Raw genomic sequence first — 17,437 nt, 5'->3', positions numbered from 1 at the left:
CGATCAGCGCTTCTGACAGGTCGGGCAGAAGAACGTGGACCGCTGCCCCTGCACGATGCGCCGGATCGGCGTGCCGCAGACGCGGCAGGGCTCCTTTTCACGTCCATACACCCGCGCCTGCATCTGGAAGCTGCCCGCCACGCCGTGCGCATCCTTGAAGTCGCGCAGCGTGCTGCCGCCGGCCTCCAGCGCTTCACCCAGCACCTGGGTCAGCGCCTGCGCCAGTTTCTGCGCCCGGGGCCGGCTGATCTTGCCGGCCGGCAGCCGCGGGTCGATGGCGGCCATGAACAGCGCCTCGCAGGCGTAGATGTTGCCCGCACCCACCACCACGTCGCCCGCCAGGATGGCCTGCTTGATGGCCACCCGGCGGTTCTTGAATCCGCGATGCAGATGTGCGCCGTCGAAGGCTTCGTCGAACGGCTCCAGCCCCATGCCGGCCAGCAGCTTCGCAGCCGGTGCCACGTCCAGTCCCTCCGACCACACCACCGCACCAAAACGGCGCGGATCGGTCAGGCGGAGCACGCCGCGGTCGGTGATCAGCTCGAAGTGATCATGCGGGCCGGACATCGGCGGCTGTTCCCGGAAGGCCAGCGAGCCGGACATGCCCAGGTGCAACAACAAACCGCCCTCGGGCGGCAGCGGCCGTGCGGGATCCTGGATGTCGATGGCATCCGCTTCGGTCCGCAGCGGCAACCACAGATATTTGCCTCGCCGCAGGACGGCCCCCACCCGGCGGCCCACCAGCCGCGCGGCGTCCACCCCCAGCGGCCAGCGCAGCGGCTTGCCCATCCGGACATCCAGCACACGAGACCCCTCAATGGCGGAGGCAAAGCTCAGACGTGTAACTTCAACTTCTGGCAACTCAGGCATGGCTCAATGATAAAGGGGGCCTTTTGAGGCGTCTTGACCGGGCAGTTCCGCCCCTTGGCATCGAGGGGCCGACGCACGCCGGACGAGGATGCCTGGGGTCCCTAGAATGGTCCGGAGTCTTTTTTGCCTCCCTCGCGTCAGTTCAGGAGTTTTTTCATGCCCGCCTCCGTGCGTCGTTCCTGGTGGATTCCCACCGCCCTTGCCCTGAGCTGCGCTGCCCACGCCCAGACGGTTCCGCCTGTTCAGCCAGCTCCGCCCGCCAAACGCCCTGCCGCACAAGCCGGTAAGCCGGCGGCAGCCAAGCCCAAAGCGCCAGTCGCGCCGCAGGCGCCTGCGGTCCCTGCATCGTCCGCCGCCCCCGCTTCTTCGACGACGCCAGCACCGTCGGCCGCTCCAGCGTCCGCTCCTGCCGGTCCGACCGAGCAACGCCTGCCGGACGCACCGGCTGCAGCAGATCCGGCCGCCTCTGCAGCCTCCGCGCCGGAGCCTGTCCGGAATTCGGAGCTCGACGCGCCGATGTTCTACCAGCTGCTGATCGGCGAGATGGAGCTGCAGAACGACCAGCCCGGCGTTGCCTTCCAGGTGCTGCTGGATGCCGCCCGTCGTTCGGAAGACGAGAGCCTTTTCAGACGCGTGGTGGCCATCGCCCTGCAGGCCCGGGCCGGTGACCAGGCGGTGGTGGCCGCCCGCGCCTGGCGCGACACACTGCCGACCTCGCAGGAAGCGCATCGCACGCTGATCCAGCTGCTGGCGCTGCTCAATCGTCCGGCTGAAGTGGCGCCGCCGCTGCGTGCGCTGCTCGCCCTGAATGCACCCGACGCCCGCGCCGGATTCCTCGCCGGCATTCCGCAGCTCTTTGCCCGCAGCCCGGAGCCGAAGAAGGTGCTGGAAGGGCTGGAGCCGCTGCTTCAGGAAACGGCCGCCCGTCCTGAAACCCGCTTTGTGTCGCTGATGGTGCTGGCCCGCCTGGCCCAGATGGCTGGCAACTCCGAAGCGGCGCTGATGAACGTGCGGACTGCGTTGAAGGAATTCCCGGATCGCGAAGAGCCGCTACTGATGGCGGTGGACCTGCTGCCGCAGCGCCCCGAAGCGGAATCGCTGATCACGACCGAGCTGAAGGCCCACCCGGACAAGCAGGCCCTGCGCCTGGCCTATGCCCGCGCGCTGGCACGTGCGCAGCGTCCGGCGGATGCCGCACGGGAATTCCGTCTGATCACCGAGCAGTCCCCGGAGAACCTGACCTCCTGGCTGGCCCTGGGTTCCCTGGAGCTGGACCTGCAGCATCCGGATGCGGCGGAGACCGCCATCCAGCGCTACATGCGCCTGCTGGACGATCAACCGGCGCAGCGTGAGCGTCTGGAACTGAGTGAGCGGGAAGCCCGTCAGCAGGGTCTGCTGCTGCTGGCGCAGGCGGCGGAAATGCGCGGCGACCTGCGCTCCGCCGAAAAGCGTCTGGGCCAGATCGACGCCGCACCCGGCAATCTGGACATCGCCTACCGCCGCGCATCATTGCTGGCGCGTCAGGGCAAGCTGGAAGACGGCCGCAAGCTGCTGCAGGCGCTCCCCAGCGACGATGCCAAGGACCGCCGCGCCAAGCTGCTGGCCGAGTCTCAGCTGCTGCGCGAGAACCGTCAGTGGCAGGCGGCTTACGACCTGCTGGGCCAGGCGGTGGCCGCGAACGGCGACGACACCGATCTGCTCTATGAGCAGTCGATGATGGCCGAGAAGCTGGGCAGGATGAAGGAGATGGAAGCGCTGCTGCAGAAGGTCATCCAGATCAGGCCCCAGCACTACCACGCCTACAACGCGCTCGGGTATGCACTGGCGGATCGCAATGAGCGTCTGGAAGAAGCGCGCGATCTGATCTCCAAAGCCCTGAGCTTTGCGCCGGGCGAGCCCTTCATCATGGACAGCATGGGCTGGGTGGAGTTCCGCCTGGGCCGCATGGGCGAAGCAGAGCGTCTGCTGCGTCAGGCCTATGGCTCGCGGCCGGATCCGGAAATCGCGGCCCATCTGGGCGAGGTGCTCTGGGCAGCCGGCCAGCAGGACGAAGCGCGCCGCATCTTTGCGGATGCGATGAAGCGCGATCCGGAGAATGAATCGGTGAAGAACGCGCTGCAGCGGCTGAAGGTGCGTCCCTGATGCAGCGTCGAGCGTTTCTGGCGGCGCCGATGAGCGCTGCGATGGTGGCAACGGTGGGCATGAGCCTGGGCGCGGTCGGCAGCCTCAGTGGCTGCAGCACGGTGCCCAAGGTGACGGCGCAGGAAGCCTCCGCACTGGCGCAGGCGCCGCGGCTCACGGGCCGCTTCGGACTGGTGGTGCCGGCGGGCCCGGGCGGGCAGCCACGTGGGCAGAACGTCACCGCCAACTTCGAACTGCTGGGCGATCCGACGCGCGGCCGGCTCGAGATGAGCACGCCGATGGGCAGCCTGATTGCGCGGGTGTCGTGGCAGCCGGGCGTCGCCCAGTTGCGTACGCCGGAGGAGGAGCGCAGCTACGACACGCTCGATGCCCTCACCGAGGAGCTGCTGGGAGAAGCGCTGCCGGTGCAGGCGCTGTTTGACTGGCTCAAGGGGCAACCCTGGCCGGGTATCGCCCACCGCGCGTCTGGCGACCAGGGCTTTGAGCAACTCGGCTGGCAGGTGGACCTGCGGCGATTCAGCAACGGACTGATCGTGGCGCAGCGGCTGAGTGCTACGGGGACCGAGCCGCTGGCGACGCTACGGTTGAAGCTGGACGAAGCGCAGTAGCAGCGCTGTGGCGCTGCGGCGTTGTGCCGTTGTCGCGTTAGCACCTTACCGCTTGACTGCGCCCCTGGCGGACAATATTGCAGCCGAAACACCCCTCGATGGGCTTTCCTCGCCCGCCTGACTTCAACGACTTCGGGGCAAGCGCCTCTCGTCTGCCCACTTCCCGCCGGACGCGCCCTCCAGCAACGGCCAACAAACTGCCTTCATCGCCGCTCCCCGTGTTAGCTCTCTACGACGTCCCTGCACCGGCCAAGCTCAACCTCTTCCTGCATGTCGTGGGCAAGCGGCCGGACGGCTATCACCTGCTGCAGTCGCTCTTTGTGCTGATCGACTGGGCCGACACGCTGCACTTCGAGCGTCGCAGCGACGGCGCTCTGCATCGTCATGACCAGGGCGATGCGCTGCCCGCCGACGACCTGTGCCTGCGCGCCGCGCGTGCGCTCCAGTCGGCCAGCGGCGTGTCCTTCGGCGCGGACATCCATATCGAGAAGCGGCTGCCGGCCGGTGCGGGCATGGGGGGCGGCTCGTCCGATGCGGCCAGCACCCTCCTGGCGCTCAATCGCCTGTGGGGGCTGAACTGGCCGCGCTCTCGCCTGCTGCCACTGGCGCTGAAGCTCGGCGCGGATGTGCCGTTCTTCGTGGGTGGGCGCAACGCCTTCGTCGAAGGCATCGGTGAGATTCTTCACGCCGTGCGGGTGCCCCCCACGCGGCTGGCGGTGGTCAAGCCGCAGGTCAGTATCGGGACGAAGGAAATTTTTTCGAGCCCCCTGTTGCAAAGATCCAGGAGTGTGGCTATAGTCGCGGGCTCTCCTGCAGTGAACGGTCGCAATACCAATCACGGCGGAGTTGAGATTCCAGGCAACACGCTGGGCAGTCCCGGTAATTCGGCCATCACAATGGCCAATGAGATACTAGACACCGAGGGTGAAGCAACGCTGGAGAAACTCATTGAGCATGCAGTTTCCGGTTGGGGCAGAAATGATCTGCAACCTCCCGCTGAAGCTGCGAGTTCTGAAGTTTCAGACGCGTTGCACTGGTTGCAAACTCGCTACGGCAATAGTCGAATGACGGGTTCAGGCAGCGCAGTATTTGCTATACTCTCGGCTTCGCAGCAGGATGCTGATGACTCAAATGCCAGCTTAGGAAGTAATTCCAAGGCGACATCGGAAGCAAAAGCAAATGGTTCACTAAATAATAGTCTTCCATTTGATTTACCTCCGAAATGGGCTGGTAGAATGTGTCGCAGTCTTGAGGTTCACCCGTTACTCGGTTGGGCTGATGACTGAAGGTTAAGGGGTGTTGTGCCACGCACAATGTCCTGTGTAGGGGAGTCGCCAAGTTGGTTAAGGCATCGGATTTTGATTCCGACATGCGAGGGTTCGAGTCCTTCCTCCCCTGCCAAATTTCTTAGTTTCAATCCGGGACCCGCTGGGTTGGCCACCGGGCCACAAATTTTTGGATGGCCCGCTGTGCTGCTCAATACCGTCCTCTTCACGGGTAACGCTAACCCGTCCCTCTCCAAAGAAATCGCCACCCACCTGGGCCTTGAGCTCGGTAAAGCTGTGGTCGGCCGTTTCTCTGACGGTGAGGTCACCGTTGAAATTCAGCAAAACGTCCGCGCTCGCGACGTCTTTGTGATTCAACCCACCTGCGCGCCCACCAACGAAAACCTGATGGAATTGCTCATCATGGTGGATGCCCTCAAGCGCGCCAGCGCTCGTCGCATCACCGCGGTGATTCCTTATTTCGGTTATGCCCGCCAGGACCGTCGTCCTCGCAGCACCCGGGTGCCCATCTCGGCAAAGGTCGTGGCCAACCTGCTGGAAACCGTCGGCGTCGAGCGCGTGCTCACGATGGACCTGCACGCCGACCAGATCCAGGGCTTCTTCGACATCCCGGTGGACAACATCTACGCCTCGCCGGTGCTGCTGTCCGACCTGAAGGCCCGCAATTACGAGAACCTGGTGGTGGTCAGCCCCGACGTGGGCGGCGTGGTCCGTGCCCGTGCGCTGGCCAAGCAGCTGGGTTGCGACCTGGCCATCATTGACAAGCGTCGTCCTGCCGCCAACGTCTCGGAAGTGATGCACGTCATCGGCGACATCGACGGCCGCAACTGCGTGATCATGGACGACATGATCGACACCGCCGGCACGCTGGTGAAGGCTGCGGAAGTCCTGAAGGACCGCGGCGCCAAGCGCGTCTTCGCCTATTGCACCCACCCCATCCTCTCCGGCCCGGCCATCGAGCGCATCTCGAGCTCGCAGCTGGACGAGGTGGTGATCAGCAACACCATTCCCCTGTCGGAGGCCGCCAAGGCCTGCGGCAAGATCCGTCAGCTGTCTGTTGCCTTCCTGTTCGCCGAAACCATCCGTCGCATCTCCGACGGCGAATCGGTGACCTCGCTCTTCTCCGAGCAGAACAACAACTTCTGATCCACCGAGTTCTGGTGAAGGCCCTCAGGCCTTCATCAAGCAGAAGGCGCCTGGTCGCGGGGCCTTCAAACGGAATGCCATGGGGGCATTCCGCCACATTGGAGTAAGTTATGAAATTCGTCGCTTTTGAGCGCAAGCTGCAGGGGACCGGAGCGAGCCGCCGCCTGCGTCACGCTGGCAAGGTGCCTGGCATCGTTTACGGTGCTGGTGAACCCGTCTCGATCGAGCTGGACCACAACGCCCTGTTCCACGCCCTGAAGAAGGAAGCTTTCCACAGCTCCCTGCTGGACATGGAACTGGCCGGTGCCACCACCAAGGTGCTGCTGCGTGACTACCAGATGCACCCGTACAAGCAGCAAGTGCTGCACGTGGACTTCCAGCGCGTGGACGCCACCACCAAGATCACCAAGAAGGTGCCGCTGCACTTCGTGGGTGAAGCCGAATCGCCGGCCGTCAAGACCGACAAGGGCACCGTGAACCACGTGATCACCGAACTGGAGATCACCTGCCTGGCACAACAGCTGCCCGAGTTCATCGAAGTGGACCTGAGCGGCCTGACCATGGGTCACTCGGTGCACGTGAACGACATCAAGGTGGCTCCGCACATCAAGATCGTCACCCACGGCAAGCCGAACCCCGTGGTCGCCACGCCGGTCCCGGCCGTGGTGGAAGAGATCGTGGTGGCCGCTGCTCCGGCACCGGAAGCCAAGGGCAAGAAGAAGAAGTAATCTTCTTGCGGTTCCCCCAAAGGAACGCCCTCTTCAAAGGGCATCGAAGGCCCCGCTCAGCGGGGCCTTTTTCATGGCCGCACCACTCGATAATCGCCTCATGATTCGACTCTTTGTTGGCCTGGGCAACCCAGGCGCCGAATACGAAGACACCCGCCACAACGCGGGTTTCTGGTGGATCGACACGCTGGCACGCGGCCTGGGCGCCACGCTGCAGGCGGACCGCAACTATCACGGACTGGTCGCTCGCGTGAACAACGCGCCCGGCACCTCCGGCCCCATCTGGCTGCTGCAGCCGATGACCTACATGAATCTGTCGGGCAAATCGGTGGCGGCGCTGGCGCGCTTCTTCAAGATCGCTCCGGAAGAGATTCTGGCGATCCATGACGAGCTGGACATTCCGCCCGGCGAGATGAAGTTCAAGCAAGGCGGCGGCAACGGCGGCCACAACGGCTTGAAGGACATGCAGGCGCAATTGGGCTCGCCCAACTTCTGGCGTCTGCGGCTGGGCATCGGCCATCCGGGCCACAAGGCGGAGGTGGCCAACTATGTGCTGCGCAAGCCGCCGTTGTCGGAGCGGCAGCTGATCGAGGACTGCATTGGCAAGTCGATGGACGCGGTGCCGCTGATGCTGCAGGGTGATCTGGCCAAGGCGCTGACCAAGATCCATGCGAAGCCGCCGCGACCCAAGCCGCCCAAACCGCCGAAGGCCGAGACGGGAACGGGGAAGGAATCTGGCAAAGATCTGGGCAAGGACGCGCTTGCGTCCGGAGCCGCTAGCGCTGGCGCTGGCGCTTCGGCTGCAGTGCCAACTGGTGCCTCGGCTGCATCGCCAATCGGTGCTTCGGCTGTATCTGCATCCGGTGGGCCGACTGCTTCGACTGCTTCCGCTGCCAGTGCCGGCACGACGCCCTCGTCGTCGACCAGGAACGACACCAACCCTTCTCGAGAGAATTAGTGATGAAGCCCGCTGCCTGCCTGCTCGCGATCGTCATGTTCGCCATGTCCCCGCCGGGGATCACTCAAACAGCAGGAAGCAGCGGGACAGCCGGTGGAGGCGCGGGTGCGGGCACGGGCACGGGCACGGGTGCGGGCATTGGCATTGGCACTGGCATTGGCGCTGGCGCGGGCACCGGCTCCGGCTCCGGCTCGGTGAGAACCTCGCAGTCACCAGCGCGGACCGCGCCGGGCAAGTACTACCGCTGTGGACCCAAGGGCCAGGACTTGCGAGACACGCCCTGCCCGCCCGGTGTGGAAAGCCGCGAGCATGACCTCCCGCAGGACCGCGTCACGCCGGACCAGCAGCGAGCGGCGCGGGAGCGCACGCTTCAAGAGGCGCGGGATCTCAACACACTGCAGCGGGCACGCGAGAACCCCTCCACCCAGCGCGGCGCTGGCGCTGCGGGCATCAACGGTCTGAGCACACTCGCGCCCGCAGCAGAAGCCGCCGCTCGGCACGCCAAGGACAAGGCGAAGAACAAACCCAAGCCGCCCACGCCTCCGAAAGCTCCGAAGGCACCCAAGGAACCCAAGGAACCCAAACCGCCAAAAGAGCCCAAAGCGCCCAAAGCGCCCAAGGAACCTAAGGAGCCAAAGGAACGCAAGGCGACCAAGGAGCCGAAAGAGCCGAAAGAGCCGAAGAAGCCAAAAGCGCCCAAAGCCCCCAAGGCGCCGAAGGACCCAGAATCGCTCCAGGAGCTGTAAGCACGCCACTCCGCAAGGCGAGCACCCTCAGCCCGTCAGCAAAGCGCCCGACCCCGACGCGCTGCATGCGGCCCCGCCGTTAGAATCCGCCCCGTTGGTGCTCGTGCAGGCATTGCGCCTGTGCAGTTAAACGGGAATCAGGAAGTGGCTGGTCCTTCGGACCCTCCGCCAACCTGAGCTGTCCCCGCAACGGTAAGTGGCCGTCGGCCGACCGTTCACCGCTGTTTCCATCCCGCCCTGCGCGCGGATCGGGACCGGCAGTGACACCGTCGTCCGGCCTTGTCTGCTCTCATGTCCACTGGTGCGTCGCACTGGGAAGGCCGCAGACATCGCGCCACCAGCCCGGATACCGGCCAACAGGAGGTCCATTGCGCAAGCGTTGGGCCGTGTCACGGACGCCTGCGGGGAAGCTGGCGGCCGTATCGCCTGCTGATCGTTTCCATGTCCCGCTGCTCCTCAAGCGCCCGGCCTCGTGCCCGCGTGCTGCCTGCCCTCACGTCGCTGACTGCGCTCATTGCGCTTCTGTCCGGCCCGATCCAAGCCGCCACGGCAAATGCCGACACCAGCAAAGCCAGCGACGCCACAGACGCCCCCTCCCCCACCAGCCGCAAGCTGGACAACATCACCGTCACCGGCTCCCGCAGCCCCATGCGCTTGGCCGATGCCCTGGGCGACCTGACCCTCATCACCCGCGACGACATCGAACGTCAGGCCTACGGCAGCCTGCCGGACCTGCTGCGCAATGTCGCCGGCATTGAAATGACCCGCAACGGCAGCGCCGGCGCCAACACCAGCCTGTTCGTGCGTGGCGCCGAGACCCGTCACACCGTCGTGCTGATCGACGGCGTGCGCGTCGACTCCCAATCCACCGGCGGCGCCGACTGGCAGAACATTCCCCTCTCGCAGATCGATCGCGTCGAAGTCCTCAAGGGCCCGGCCAGCGCGCTGTACGGCTCGGACGCCATCGGCGGCGTGGTGCAGATCTTCACCCGTCGCGGCAATGGCCGGACGCAGCTGGAGCTGGGCCTGGGCGGCGGCAACCTCGGAGCCAGCCGCGCCGACGCCAGCATCACCGGCGGCAGCCGTCGCTTCGACTACGCCGCCACGCTGGCGATGGATCGCGGCACCGGCTTCAACAGCTATGTCCGCACCGGCACCAGCAGCTCCAATCCAGACAAGGACGGCTGGCGCAACTACAGCGGCAGCGTCCGCCTGGGCGGATGGCTGAACGACGCGCATCGTCTGGAGGCCGTGGCCTTCAAGAGCCGCACCAACAGCGGCTACGACGCCAGCAAGACCGCCGACGACCGCAACATCACGACCACCGAGAGCGGCCGCCTGGCCTGGACCGGTGTCTGGTCCCCGGCACTGAGCACCGAGCTGAGCCTGTCCGAGTCGCGCTCCGAGCTCGAGACCCGTCCGACCTCCCTCTACCTCACCCGCACCCGTCTGCGCACCGCCACGCTGCTGGCCTTCTACAAGCTCGATGAGCATCAGCAGATCAACACCCTGCTGGAACGGCGGGAAGACCAGCTGGTCAACAACAGCCTGGTGAACAACGGCAAGGACGACCGCTACGACAACGCCTTCGGCCTGAGTTATCTGCTCAAGGCCGGCGCCGCCAGTCTGCAGCTGCATGGCCGTCATGACGACGATCAGCAATTCGGCGGCACCAACACCGGCACCGCTGCGGCGGGATATCAGCTGGGTGCGGGCTGGCGGGCCACCGCCTCGGTGGGCAATGCCTTCCGGGCACCGACGCTGTATCAGCGCGGCAGCACCTATGGTCCCGACCTCAATCTGCCCGGCGTGCAGGCGCTGCGTCCCGAACGAGCCCACAGTGCGGAGCTGGGGCTGAACTGGTCCGCTGCGGGTCATGAGTTCACCATCACCACCTATCGCAATGAAGTCCGCGACCTGATTGCGTTTGGTGCGGCGGGCACCTGTCCCTCGACGGTGGGCTGCTACGGCAACGTCGCACGGGCCACCCTCAAGGGCACCAGCCTCAAGGCCGGCACCCAGCTCGGCCTCGTGCATCTGAGCGGCCACCTGGACTTCAGCGACCCGACTGACGACAGCACCGGCAACACGCTCGCCCGACGCGCCCGCCGCTTCGGCAGCCTGCGGGCCGACACCGAGCTGGCCGCCTGGACCTTCGGCGCGACGCTGCAGGCCTCCGGCGCGCGATGGAACGATGCCACCAACAAGACCCGCCTGGCTGGCTACGGTCTGCTCAATCTGGATGCGGGCTACCGCTTTGCCCCGGACTGGCGGGTGCAGTTCAACGTCGACAATGCCTTCAACCGCAGCTATCAGACGACCACCTACTATGCCCAGGCGCCTCGGACCTGGATGGTGACGCTGCGTTATTCGCCGACGTTCTGACCGAACCCGGCGGCCTCCACAGGGACTTCATCCATGGCGTCACATCAGCTCATCGTCGGGGGTCAACGCAGCGGCAAGTCGCGGCAGGCCGAGCGGCTGGCCCTGCACTGGGCCGCCACCCCCGGCCATCAGGTCAGCGTGATCGCCACGGCGCAGGCGCATGACGACGAGATGCGTCAGCGCATCGCCCGCCATCAGGCGGACCGGCCGGAAGGCTTCGACACGATCGAGGTGCCGCTTCAGCTGACGGAGGCGCTGCGGACCCATGCGTCGCCACGCCGCCTGCTGGTGGTGGACTGCCTGACCCTGTGGCTGACCAACTGGCTGATGCCAATGTCCGGCGAGCCGCGGCTGGAGGATTGGCGGACCGAATGCGCCGCCCTTCAGCAGCTGCTGCCGTCGCTCACCTCCCCGGTCCTCTTCGTCTCCAACGAGGTGGGCTGGGGTGTGATGCCGATGGGCCGCGAGGTGCGGGCCTATGTGGATGAGCTGGGCCGTCTCAACCAGCGGGTCGCGCGGCAGTGCGACACCTTGACGCTGATGGTCGCCGGCCAGCCGTGGAGCCAGCCGGTGCAGAAGGATCTCGAATGAAGCGCTTCGCCGCCTGGGCCCGCTCGGTGGGCCTCACTCCCACGATGACGATGAAGATCGACAGCTTCCCACTGAGCCCTTCGACGGGCTCACAGCCGTGGACCCTCGCACCCCTCATCGCCACATGGATGGGGTTGTGCTTCACGGCCCTCATGCCGACACTGGCCCCGGCTGCGCCCGCCGCCCCGGTGCAGATCAAGGACGACCGCGGCGTCACCGTCGAGCTGCAGTCCCCCCCGCGCCGCATCGTCAGCCTGCTGCCGTCCCTCACCGAGACCGTCTGCGAACTCGGCGACTGCGACAAGCTGGTCGGCGTCGATCGTTATTCCAACTACCCGGCCCGCACCCAGACGCTGCCCAAGCTGGGCGGCCTGGACGACACCTCCATCGAGCTGCTGGTGTCGCTCAAGCCGGACGTGGTGCTGCTCGGCGTCTCCGCCCGCGTCATCGACCGACTCGAATCCCTCGGCGTCAAGGTCATCGCCCTGGAGCCGCGCAGCATGACCGACGTGCAGCGGGTGCTGGGCAAGGTGGGCCAGGTGCTGGGCAAGCCGGAAGAGGCGCGGCGCCTGTGGAACCGCATCGATGGCCACATCGCCCAGAGCGCCGCAACGCTGCCCCCGGCCGCCCGCGGCCTGACCGTCTATTACGAAGTGGATGCCGGCCCCTACGGCGCAGGCAGCAATTCCTTCATCGGCGAGATCCTGTCCCGCCTGGGTGCCCGCAACATCCTGCCCCCCGAGCTGGGGCCCTTCCCCAAGCTCAATCCGGAATTCATCGTCCGGGCGGACCCGCAGGTCATCATGGTGGGCCAGCGCAATGCCACCGGCCTGCCGCAGCGGCCCGGCTGGTCGGTGATCCGCGCGGTGCGCCAGCAAAAAATCTGCGTCTGGGTGCCGGCGGAGTCCGACGTGCTGGTGCGTCCAGGCCCGCGCATGGCCGAAGCGGCGGCGCTGATGGCCCGTTGCCTGCGTGAAGCATCGGCCGGTCCGGTCACCTGGCCCAGCGTGCCCTTCAGCGCCCCGCCCGGAGGCATGCGCTGATGCCTGCCGTGAGCTCCCGCACCGCCCTGCAGCTCCTGATGCTGCTGGCCCTCGGCGCGCTGCTGCTGGGGTTGGGCCTGTGTGTCGGCAGCACCGGATGGAGCCCGTGGTTCGGCGCGCAAGCCTTCCCGGACGACACGATGCGCCAGATCCTGTGGGACATCCGCGCACCGCGCTCGGTGGGGGCCTGGCTCGCCGGTGCGCTGCTGGGTCTGGCGGGGGCGATGGCGCAAGGGCTGTTCCGCAATCCGCTGGCAGATCCCTATCTGCTGGGCTGCTCCGCAGGCGCGTCCCTGGGTGTGGCGGCGCTGCTGTTTGCCATCGGCCTGTCGCCCACCGCGACAGCGCTGGCACTGCGCATCGGCATGACCGGTGCGGCCTTCAGCGGCGCGGTGCTGGCGGTGGTGTTGTCGCTGGTGCTGGCCCGCGGGGTGGAGCATGGTCTGCGTCTGCTGCTGGCTGGCGTGGTGGTCGGCGTGGTACTGGGCTCCGGCGCGGCGCTGCTCACCCTGATCAATCAGGATGCCCTGCGCGCGATGCAGGCCTTCATGCTGGGCAGCACCGGCTTTGTGGGCTGGAGTGCGGTGCAGGTGATGGCGCTGTCGCTGGGCGTGTGCCTGCTGGTGGGCCTGGGATGCAGCCGCACGCTGGACGCGCTGACGCTGGGCGAAGACACGGCCCGTTCGCTCGGTCAGCGCCTGACCCTCATCCGGCTGCTGCTGATTGCGGCGCTCTCTCTGGCCACCGGCGCTGCGGTGGCGCAATGCGGCCTCATCGCCTTCGTCGGGCTGATCGCGCCGCATCTGGTGCGCAGCTGGGGCCCGACGCCGCATGGCGCCCTGCTGCTGCTGGCCCCGCTGACCGGCGGTGCCCTGCTGCTGGCGGCCGACATCGGCGCGCGCTGGGTGATCGCGCCGCAGGAATTGCCGGTGGGCATCATCACCGCGCTGCTCGGCGGCAGCTATCTGCTGTATCTGATGCACCGCCGCGGCAGCGTGCTGGGAGGCGCGCGATGATCCGTGCCCACAGCCTGTCGGTGGTGCCGCGTCTGCATATCGAGCTGACCACCCTGTCCCTGGGGGGGCGGGCGGTGCTGCATCCGCTCGCACTGGCGCCAGTCCCTGGCGAATGGATGGCAGTGGTCGGCCCCAACGGTGCGGGCAAGTCCACCCTGCTGCGCACCATGGCGGGGCTGCTGCCGTTTGACGGCCGCCTGATGCTGGACGGCCGCGACGCTGCCGACTGGCCTGCGCGCGAACGCGCCCAGCACATCGCCTGGCTGGGTCAGCAGGAGATCACCGCCGAGGACTTGAGTGCCTATGACGTGGTGATGCTGGGCCGCCTGCCGCATCAGGCCTGGCTCGCGCCCGCCAGTACGGCGGACCGTGCTGCGGTGGAGCAGGCGATGCAACAGACGCAGAGCTGGGACTGGCGGGATCGTCCGCTGAGCCGGCTGTCCGGCGGCGAGCGGCAGCGGGTGCTGCTGGCGCGGGCGCTGGCGGTGCAGTCCGGCCTGCTGCTGATGGACGAACCGCTGGCGCATCTGGATCCGCCGCATCAGAGCGACTGGGTCCGCCTGGTGCGTGAGCGCGTGAGCCAGGGCGGCGCAGTGGTCAGCGTGCTGCATGAACTCAACATGGCCTTGCAGGCGGACCGTCTGGTGGTGATGGCGGACGGCCGCATCGTCCATCAGGGGTCGCCGCGCGACGCCGACACCCATGCCGCGCTGCAGGACGTCTTCCAGCATCGGCTGATGATTCTTCAGGTACAGGGACGCTGGGTGGCGCTCAATGCATGACAAACCCGCACAAGATCGACCGATGACCTGTCCCACGCTCCTGATCAGCGCTCCGGCCTCCGGCCAGGGCAAAACCAGCATCACGGCGGCCATCGCCCGCTCCGCGAAGCGGCGCGGCCTGCGGGTGCGTGTGTTCAAGACCGGCCCGGACTATCTGGATCCGATGGTGCTGAGCCGCGCCTGCGGTCATCCGGTGTATCAGCTCGATCTCTTCATGGGTGGAGAGACGCACTGCCGGGCGCTGCTTGCAAAGGCGGCGCAGGAGGCGGATCTGGTGCTGGTGGAAGGCGTGATGGGACTGTTTGACGGCGCGCCGAGCAGTGCCGATCTGGCGGCGCGTTTTGGGCTGCCGGTGCTGGTGGTGCTGGACGCTTCGGGGATGGCCCAGACTTTTGCCGCGGTGGCGACGGGGCTGGCGCGTTTTCGGCCAGATGTGCGGGTGGCCGGTGTGGTGGCCAATCGCGTGGGCAGCGCCGCCCATGCGCGCATGGTGGGGGACGGTCTGCCGGCGGATCTGCCACTGGTGGCTGCGGTGCAGCGGCAGGAGGCGCTGAGCCTGCCTGAGCGTCACCTCGGGCTGGTGCAGGCCCTGGAACTGGACGACATCGACGCACGGCTGGACGCCTGGGCGGATGCGTGGGAAGCCGGTGAGGCACTGGGGGCGGGGCTCCAGAGTTTGACGGCGTCCTGTCAGGATGCGGCAGCGCAGGCTGCGGCGGTGGCGGTGGCGGTGGCGGAGCCTGCGTCGGAGCCCGAGTCGCGAGCGCAATCGGTAGCAGCAGCTGCCGTCTTGTCGTCATCCCCGTCGCATCCCAAGCGGCTTGAAGGCGTGAGCATCGCCGTCGCCCAGGACGCCTGCTTCTCCTTCATCTACCCCGCCAACCTCGACACCCTGCGTGAACTTGGCGCGGAGGTTCTCTGCTTCTCCCCACTGGCTGGCGACCCGCTGCCCAGCTGCGACAGCCTGTGGCTGCCGGGCGGCTATCCGGAGCTTCATGCGCCGACGCTGCAGGCGCATCCCACCTTCTTCAGCAGCCTGCGCGAGCACCTCGCCGCCCGGCGCCCCCTGCTCGCCGAATGCGGCGGCATGCTGGTGCTGCTGGACCAGTTGACCGACGCGGACGGCCACAGCCACGCGATGGCCGGCCTGATGCCCGGCAACGCGCGGCTGCAGGCGCGCCTTGCCGCCTTGGGACTGCAATCGGTGGACTGGCCCGAAGGCCTGCTGCGCGGACACAGCTTCCACTACTCCACGATGGAAACGCCGCTGGCGCCGGTGGCCGTCGCGAGCAATCCCAACGGTGGGCGCACCGCGGAGCCGCTGTATCAGCAGGGATCGCTGCGTGCCAGCTATCTGCATCACTACTTCCCGTCCAACCCGGCCGCCATCGCGAAGTTCTTTTCGCCGTACGTGAGTCTGCATCCATGGAAATAGAACAACCTCCCGTCAACCGTGAACGCATCATCCCCAGCGGCGAACGCCGCGGGCTGATCCTGGTGCACACCGGCAATGGCAAAGGCAAAAGCACCGCCGCCTTTGGTCTGGCGCTTCGCGCCCATGGTCGCGGCAAGCAGGTGCGCATCTATCAGTTTATGAAGGTGCCCAGCGCCCGCTTCGGTGAGCACCGCATGTTCGAAACCCTCGGCATTCCCATCGAAGGCCTGGGCGACGGTTTCTCGTGGAAGAGCAAGGACCTGGAGCATTCCGCACAACTGGCCCGCGACGGCTGGGAGCGCGCCCGCGCGACCATCGAAGCCGGTGAGCACTTTCTGGTGGTGCTGGACGAGATCATGTATCCGCTGCGATATGGCTGGCTGCCGCTGGAGCCGGTGCTGGAGACGCTGCGCCAGCGGCCCTCGCATGTGCATGTGGTGCTGACCGGGCGCAATGCGCCGCAGGAGCTGATCGATCTGGCCGACACCGTCACCGAGATGACCCAGGTGAAGCATCACTTCACTGCAGGGGTGCCTGCGCAGCGCGGCATCGAGGACTGAGACCCGGACGATGACCGCCCCCCTGCTCTCCTGGCTGCCCGCTGTGGACGCCCTTGCTGCCTTGCCGGCCATACCCGCAATGGCCGCGATGGGCGCGATGTCCGCCCAGCCTCTGCTGTTGCCCATGGCGATGCTGGTCGCCCTGGCGGTGGACCGCCTGTGGGGTGAGCCACCGGTGACGCTGCATCCGGTTGTGGCCATGGGACGTTACCTGGGCCTGTGGAGTGGCTGGCTGACCCGCCTGGCGCCCCGCCGCGCGCTGGCAGCCGGGACCTTGGCCTGGATGATCGGTGCTTGCGGCGTGGTGGCCATCGCCGTGGGCCTCGAGTCGCTGCTGTGGTGGGCCATGCCGCCCTGGCGCGGCCTGGGCATGGCGCTGGCGTTTGTGGTGGTGCTCGGCCTGCTGCTCAAGCCCTTGCTGGCGTGGCGCATGCTGCGCGAAGAAGTGGCGGCCGTGGAGACGCAACTGAGTCAATCGCTGGACCAGGGACGGCAGCAGTTGTCGCGGCTGGTGAGTCGCGACACCACGGTCCTCAGCGCGACCGAAGTGCGGGAGACGGCCATCGAGACGCTGGCGGAGAACCTGAACGATTCGGTCGTCGCGCCGCTGTTCTGGTTTGCGATTGCGGGGCTGCCCGGGGCCGCACTGTATCGATTCGCCAATACTGCCGATGCGATGTGGGGCTACCGGGACCGATGGGAATGGGCCGGCAAGTGGGCGGCGCGGGTGGACGATGTGCTGTCGTGGGTGCCGGCGCGTCTGACGGGCCTGGTGCTGATGGCAGCGCGACCGCGACTGCTGGGTCAGCTGTGGCGGGAGGCCGGACGGACGCCGTCGCCGAACGGCGGCTGGCCAATGGGCGCGATGGCGCTGCGGCTGAATCGTCGGCTGACCAAGCCCGGCCACTATCAACTGAATGCGGAAGGCGCCGAAGTGCAGACAAGCGACATGGCCACCGCACAGCGGCTCGCGACGCAGACGCTGTGGGGATGCGTGCTCGTGCTGGGCGCCCTGGCCGCAGCGCTGCGGGGAGTGGGGGCATGAGCGACCGGGAAAACAAGACGGAAGGGACGGGCCCACCACCAGCAGCGCCGTCCTCAAAGGAGGCAACGCTGCCCATGTCAGCGTCAGCGTCAGCGT

Annotated in this window: 15 protein-coding genes, 1 tRNA gene, 1 pseudogene and 1 riboswitch; of the genes and pseudogenes, 16 read left to right on the top strand and 1 reads right to left on the bottom strand. The window is 67.0% G+C overall.

The genetic code is table 11. The annotated features are described in order from the left end of the window. Positions 1-3 precede the first annotated feature (3 nt). The gene (gene mutM, locus FHS28_RS16125) at positions 4-870 is read right to left on the bottom strand and encodes a bifunctional DNA-formamidopyrimidine glycosylase/DNA-(apurinic or apyrimidinic site) lyase (protein ID WP_088452254.1); all 867 of its coding nucleotides are present in this window, start codon (positions 868-870) and stop codon (positions 4-6) included. A 156-nt stretch (positions 871-1,026) separates the two neighbouring features. On the opposite strand from mutM, the gene FHS28_RS16120 reads away from it, so the two are divergent. The 16 genes and pseudogenes from FHS28_RS16120 (at position 1,027) to cbiB (ending at position 17,341) form a co-directional block, all read left to right on the top strand. After that, entirely contained in the window at positions 1,027-3,012 is a 1,986-nt protein-coding gene (locus FHS28_RS16120; protein WP_221194010.1) for a tetratricopeptide repeat protein, read from the top strand. Continuing rightward, positions 3,012-3,620, top strand: a complete 609-nt coding sequence (locus tag FHS28_RS16115) for an outer membrane lipoprotein LolB (protein ID WP_088452251.1) — start codon at positions 3,012-3,014, stop codon at positions 3,618-3,620. The genes FHS28_RS16120 and FHS28_RS16115 overlap by 1 nt, the downstream gene beginning before the upstream one ends. Positions 3,621-3,838: 218 nt before the next feature. Beyond that, positions 3,839-4,906, top strand: a complete 1,068-nt coding sequence (gene ispE / locus FHS28_RS16110; RefSeq protein ID WP_088452249.1) for a 4-(cytidine 5'-diphospho)-2-C-methyl-D-erythritol kinase — start codon at positions 3,839-3,841, stop codon at positions 4,904-4,906. Between the two features lie 38 nt (positions 4,907-4,944). Further along, a tRNA-Gln gene (locus FHS28_RS16105) sits at positions 4,945-5,021 on the top strand. 68 nt (positions 5,022-5,089) lie between these two features. Beyond that, positions 5,090-6,052 carry a ribose-phosphate pyrophosphokinase gene (locus tag FHS28_RS16100; RefSeq protein ID WP_058934026.1) on the top strand — a complete coding sequence of 321 codons (963 nt, stop codon included), beginning with the start codon at positions 5,090-5,092 and terminating at the stop codon, positions 6,050-6,052. A gap of 110 nt (positions 6,053-6,162) precedes the next feature. Further along, on the top strand, positions 6,163-6,780 hold the full coding sequence (locus FHS28_RS16095; protein WP_088452247.1) for a 50S ribosomal protein L25/general stress protein Ctc: 618 nt from the start codon (positions 6,163-6,165) through the stop codon (positions 6,778-6,780). 100 nt (positions 6,781-6,880) lie between these two features. After that, a pseudogene (gene pth / locus FHS28_RS16090) lies at positions 6,881-7,492 on the top strand (aminoacyl-tRNA hydrolase); the annotation flags it as partial. Positions 7,493-7,740: 248 nt separating this feature from the next. After that, positions 7,741-8,484 (top strand): hypothetical protein, encoded by a 744-nt coding sequence (locus tag FHS28_RS16085; protein WP_184295011.1) that lies wholly within the window; start codon positions 7,741-7,743, stop codon positions 8,482-8,484. A gap of 78 nt (positions 8,485-8,562) precedes the next feature. After that, positions 8,563-8,856, top strand: a riboswitch (cobalamin riboswitch). A 108-nt stretch (positions 8,857-8,964) separates the two neighbouring features. Continuing rightward, the gene (locus tag FHS28_RS16080; RefSeq protein WP_221194006.1) at positions 8,965-10,869 is read left to right on the top strand and encodes a TonB-dependent receptor plug domain-containing protein; all 1,905 of its coding nucleotides are present in this window, start codon (positions 8,965-8,967) and stop codon (positions 10,867-10,869) included. Between the two features lie 33 nt (positions 10,870-10,902). Continuing rightward, positions 10,903-11,460, top strand: coding sequence for a bifunctional adenosylcobinamide kinase/adenosylcobinamide-phosphate guanylyltransferase (cobU, locus tag FHS28_RS16075; RefSeq protein WP_088452239.1), 558 nt, complete (start codon positions 10,903-10,905; stop codon positions 11,458-11,460). A 128-nt stretch (positions 11,461-11,588) separates the two neighbouring features. Further along, positions 11,589-12,503, top strand: coding sequence for an ABC transporter substrate-binding protein (locus FHS28_RS16070; RefSeq protein WP_088452392.1), 915 nt, complete (start codon positions 11,589-11,591; stop codon positions 12,501-12,503). After that, positions 12,503-13,519: a FecCD family ABC transporter permease gene (locus tag FHS28_RS16065; RefSeq protein WP_088452237.1), complete on the top strand. Its 1,017-nt coding sequence runs from the start codon at positions 12,503-12,505 to the stop codon at positions 13,517-13,519. Before FHS28_RS16070 ends, FHS28_RS16065 begins: the two co-directional genes overlap by 1 nt. After that, positions 13,516-14,301, top strand: coding sequence for an ABC transporter ATP-binding protein (locus FHS28_RS16060; protein WP_088452235.1), 786 nt, complete (start codon positions 13,516-13,518; stop codon positions 14,299-14,301). The genes FHS28_RS16065 and FHS28_RS16060 overlap by 4 nt, the downstream gene beginning before the upstream one ends. A gap of 22 nt (positions 14,302-14,323) precedes the next feature. Beyond that, complete coding sequence (locus FHS28_RS16055; RefSeq protein ID WP_221194004.1) at positions 14,324-15,736, top strand: cobyrinic acid a,c-diamide synthase CobB; 1,413 nt, start codon at positions 14,324-14,326, stop codon at positions 15,734-15,736. Then, positions 15,727-16,296: a cob(I)yrinic acid a,c-diamide adenosyltransferase gene (gene cobO / locus FHS28_RS16050; protein ID WP_088452231.1), complete on the top strand. Its 570-nt coding sequence runs from the start codon at positions 15,727-15,729 to the stop codon at positions 16,294-16,296. The genes FHS28_RS16055 and cobO overlap by 10 nt, the downstream gene beginning before the upstream one ends. Before the next feature lie 10 nt (positions 16,297-16,306). Beyond that, a complete protein-coding gene (gene cbiB / locus FHS28_RS16045; protein WP_375140763.1) occupies positions 16,307-17,341 on the top strand; it encodes an adenosylcobinamide-phosphate synthase CbiB in 1,035 nt (344 codons plus the stop codon). The last annotated feature ends 96 nt before the right edge of the window (positions 17,342-17,437 follow it).

Origin of the sequence: Roseateles terrae (assembly GCF_014192155.1) — a bacterium.
Taxonomy (GTDB): domain Bacteria; phylum Pseudomonadota; class Gammaproteobacteria; order Burkholderiales; family Burkholderiaceae_C; genus Roseateles; species Roseateles terrae.
The sequence above is the reverse complement of the archived record's forward strand: the minus strand, read 5'-3'. Positions and strand labels throughout refer to the sequence as shown.

Bases quoted from the DNA above. Each gene is read 5' to 3' on its own strand.
- mutM (WP_088452254.1), bottom strand. From the start codon at position 870: ATGCCTGAGTTGCCAGAAGTTGAAGTTACACGTCTGAGCTTTGCCTCC.
- FHS28_RS16120 (WP_221194010.1), top strand. From the start codon at position 1,027: ATGCCCGCCTCCGTGCGTCGTTCCTGGTGGATTCCCACCGCCCTTGCC.
- FHS28_RS16115 (WP_088452251.1), top strand. From the start codon at position 3,012: ATGCAGCGTCGAGCGTTTCTGGCGGCGCCGATGAGCGCTGCGATGGTG.
- FHS28_RS16095 (WP_088452247.1), top strand. From the start codon at position 6,163: ATGAAATTCGTCGCTTTTGAGCGCAAGCTGCAGGGGACCGGAGCGAGC.
- FHS28_RS16085 (WP_184295011.1), top strand. From the start codon at position 7,741: ATGAAGCCCGCTGCCTGCCTGCTCGCGATCGTCATGTTCGCCATGTCC.
- cobU (WP_088452239.1), top strand. From the start codon at position 10,903: ATGGCGTCACATCAGCTCATCGTCGGGGGTCAACGCAGCGGCAAGTCG.
- FHS28_RS16070 (WP_088452392.1), top strand. From the start codon at position 11,589: ATGGGGTTGTGCTTCACGGCCCTCATGCCGACACTGGCCCCGGCTGCG.
- FHS28_RS16065 (WP_088452237.1), top strand. From the start codon at position 12,503: ATGCCTGCCGTGAGCTCCCGCACCGCCCTGCAGCTCCTGATGCTGCTG.
- FHS28_RS16060 (WP_088452235.1), top strand. From the start codon at position 13,516: ATGATCCGTGCCCACAGCCTGTCGGTGGTGCCGCGTCTGCATATCGAG.
- FHS28_RS16055 (WP_221194004.1), top strand. From the start codon at position 14,324: ATGACCTGTCCCACGCTCCTGATCAGCGCTCCGGCCTCCGGCCAGGGC.
- cobO (WP_088452231.1), top strand. From the start codon at position 15,727: ATGGAAATAGAACAACCTCCCGTCAACCGTGAACGCATCATCCCCAGC.
- cbiB (WP_375140763.1), top strand. From the start codon at position 16,307: ATGACCGCCCCCCTGCTCTCCTGGCTGCCCGCTGTGGACGCCCTTGCT.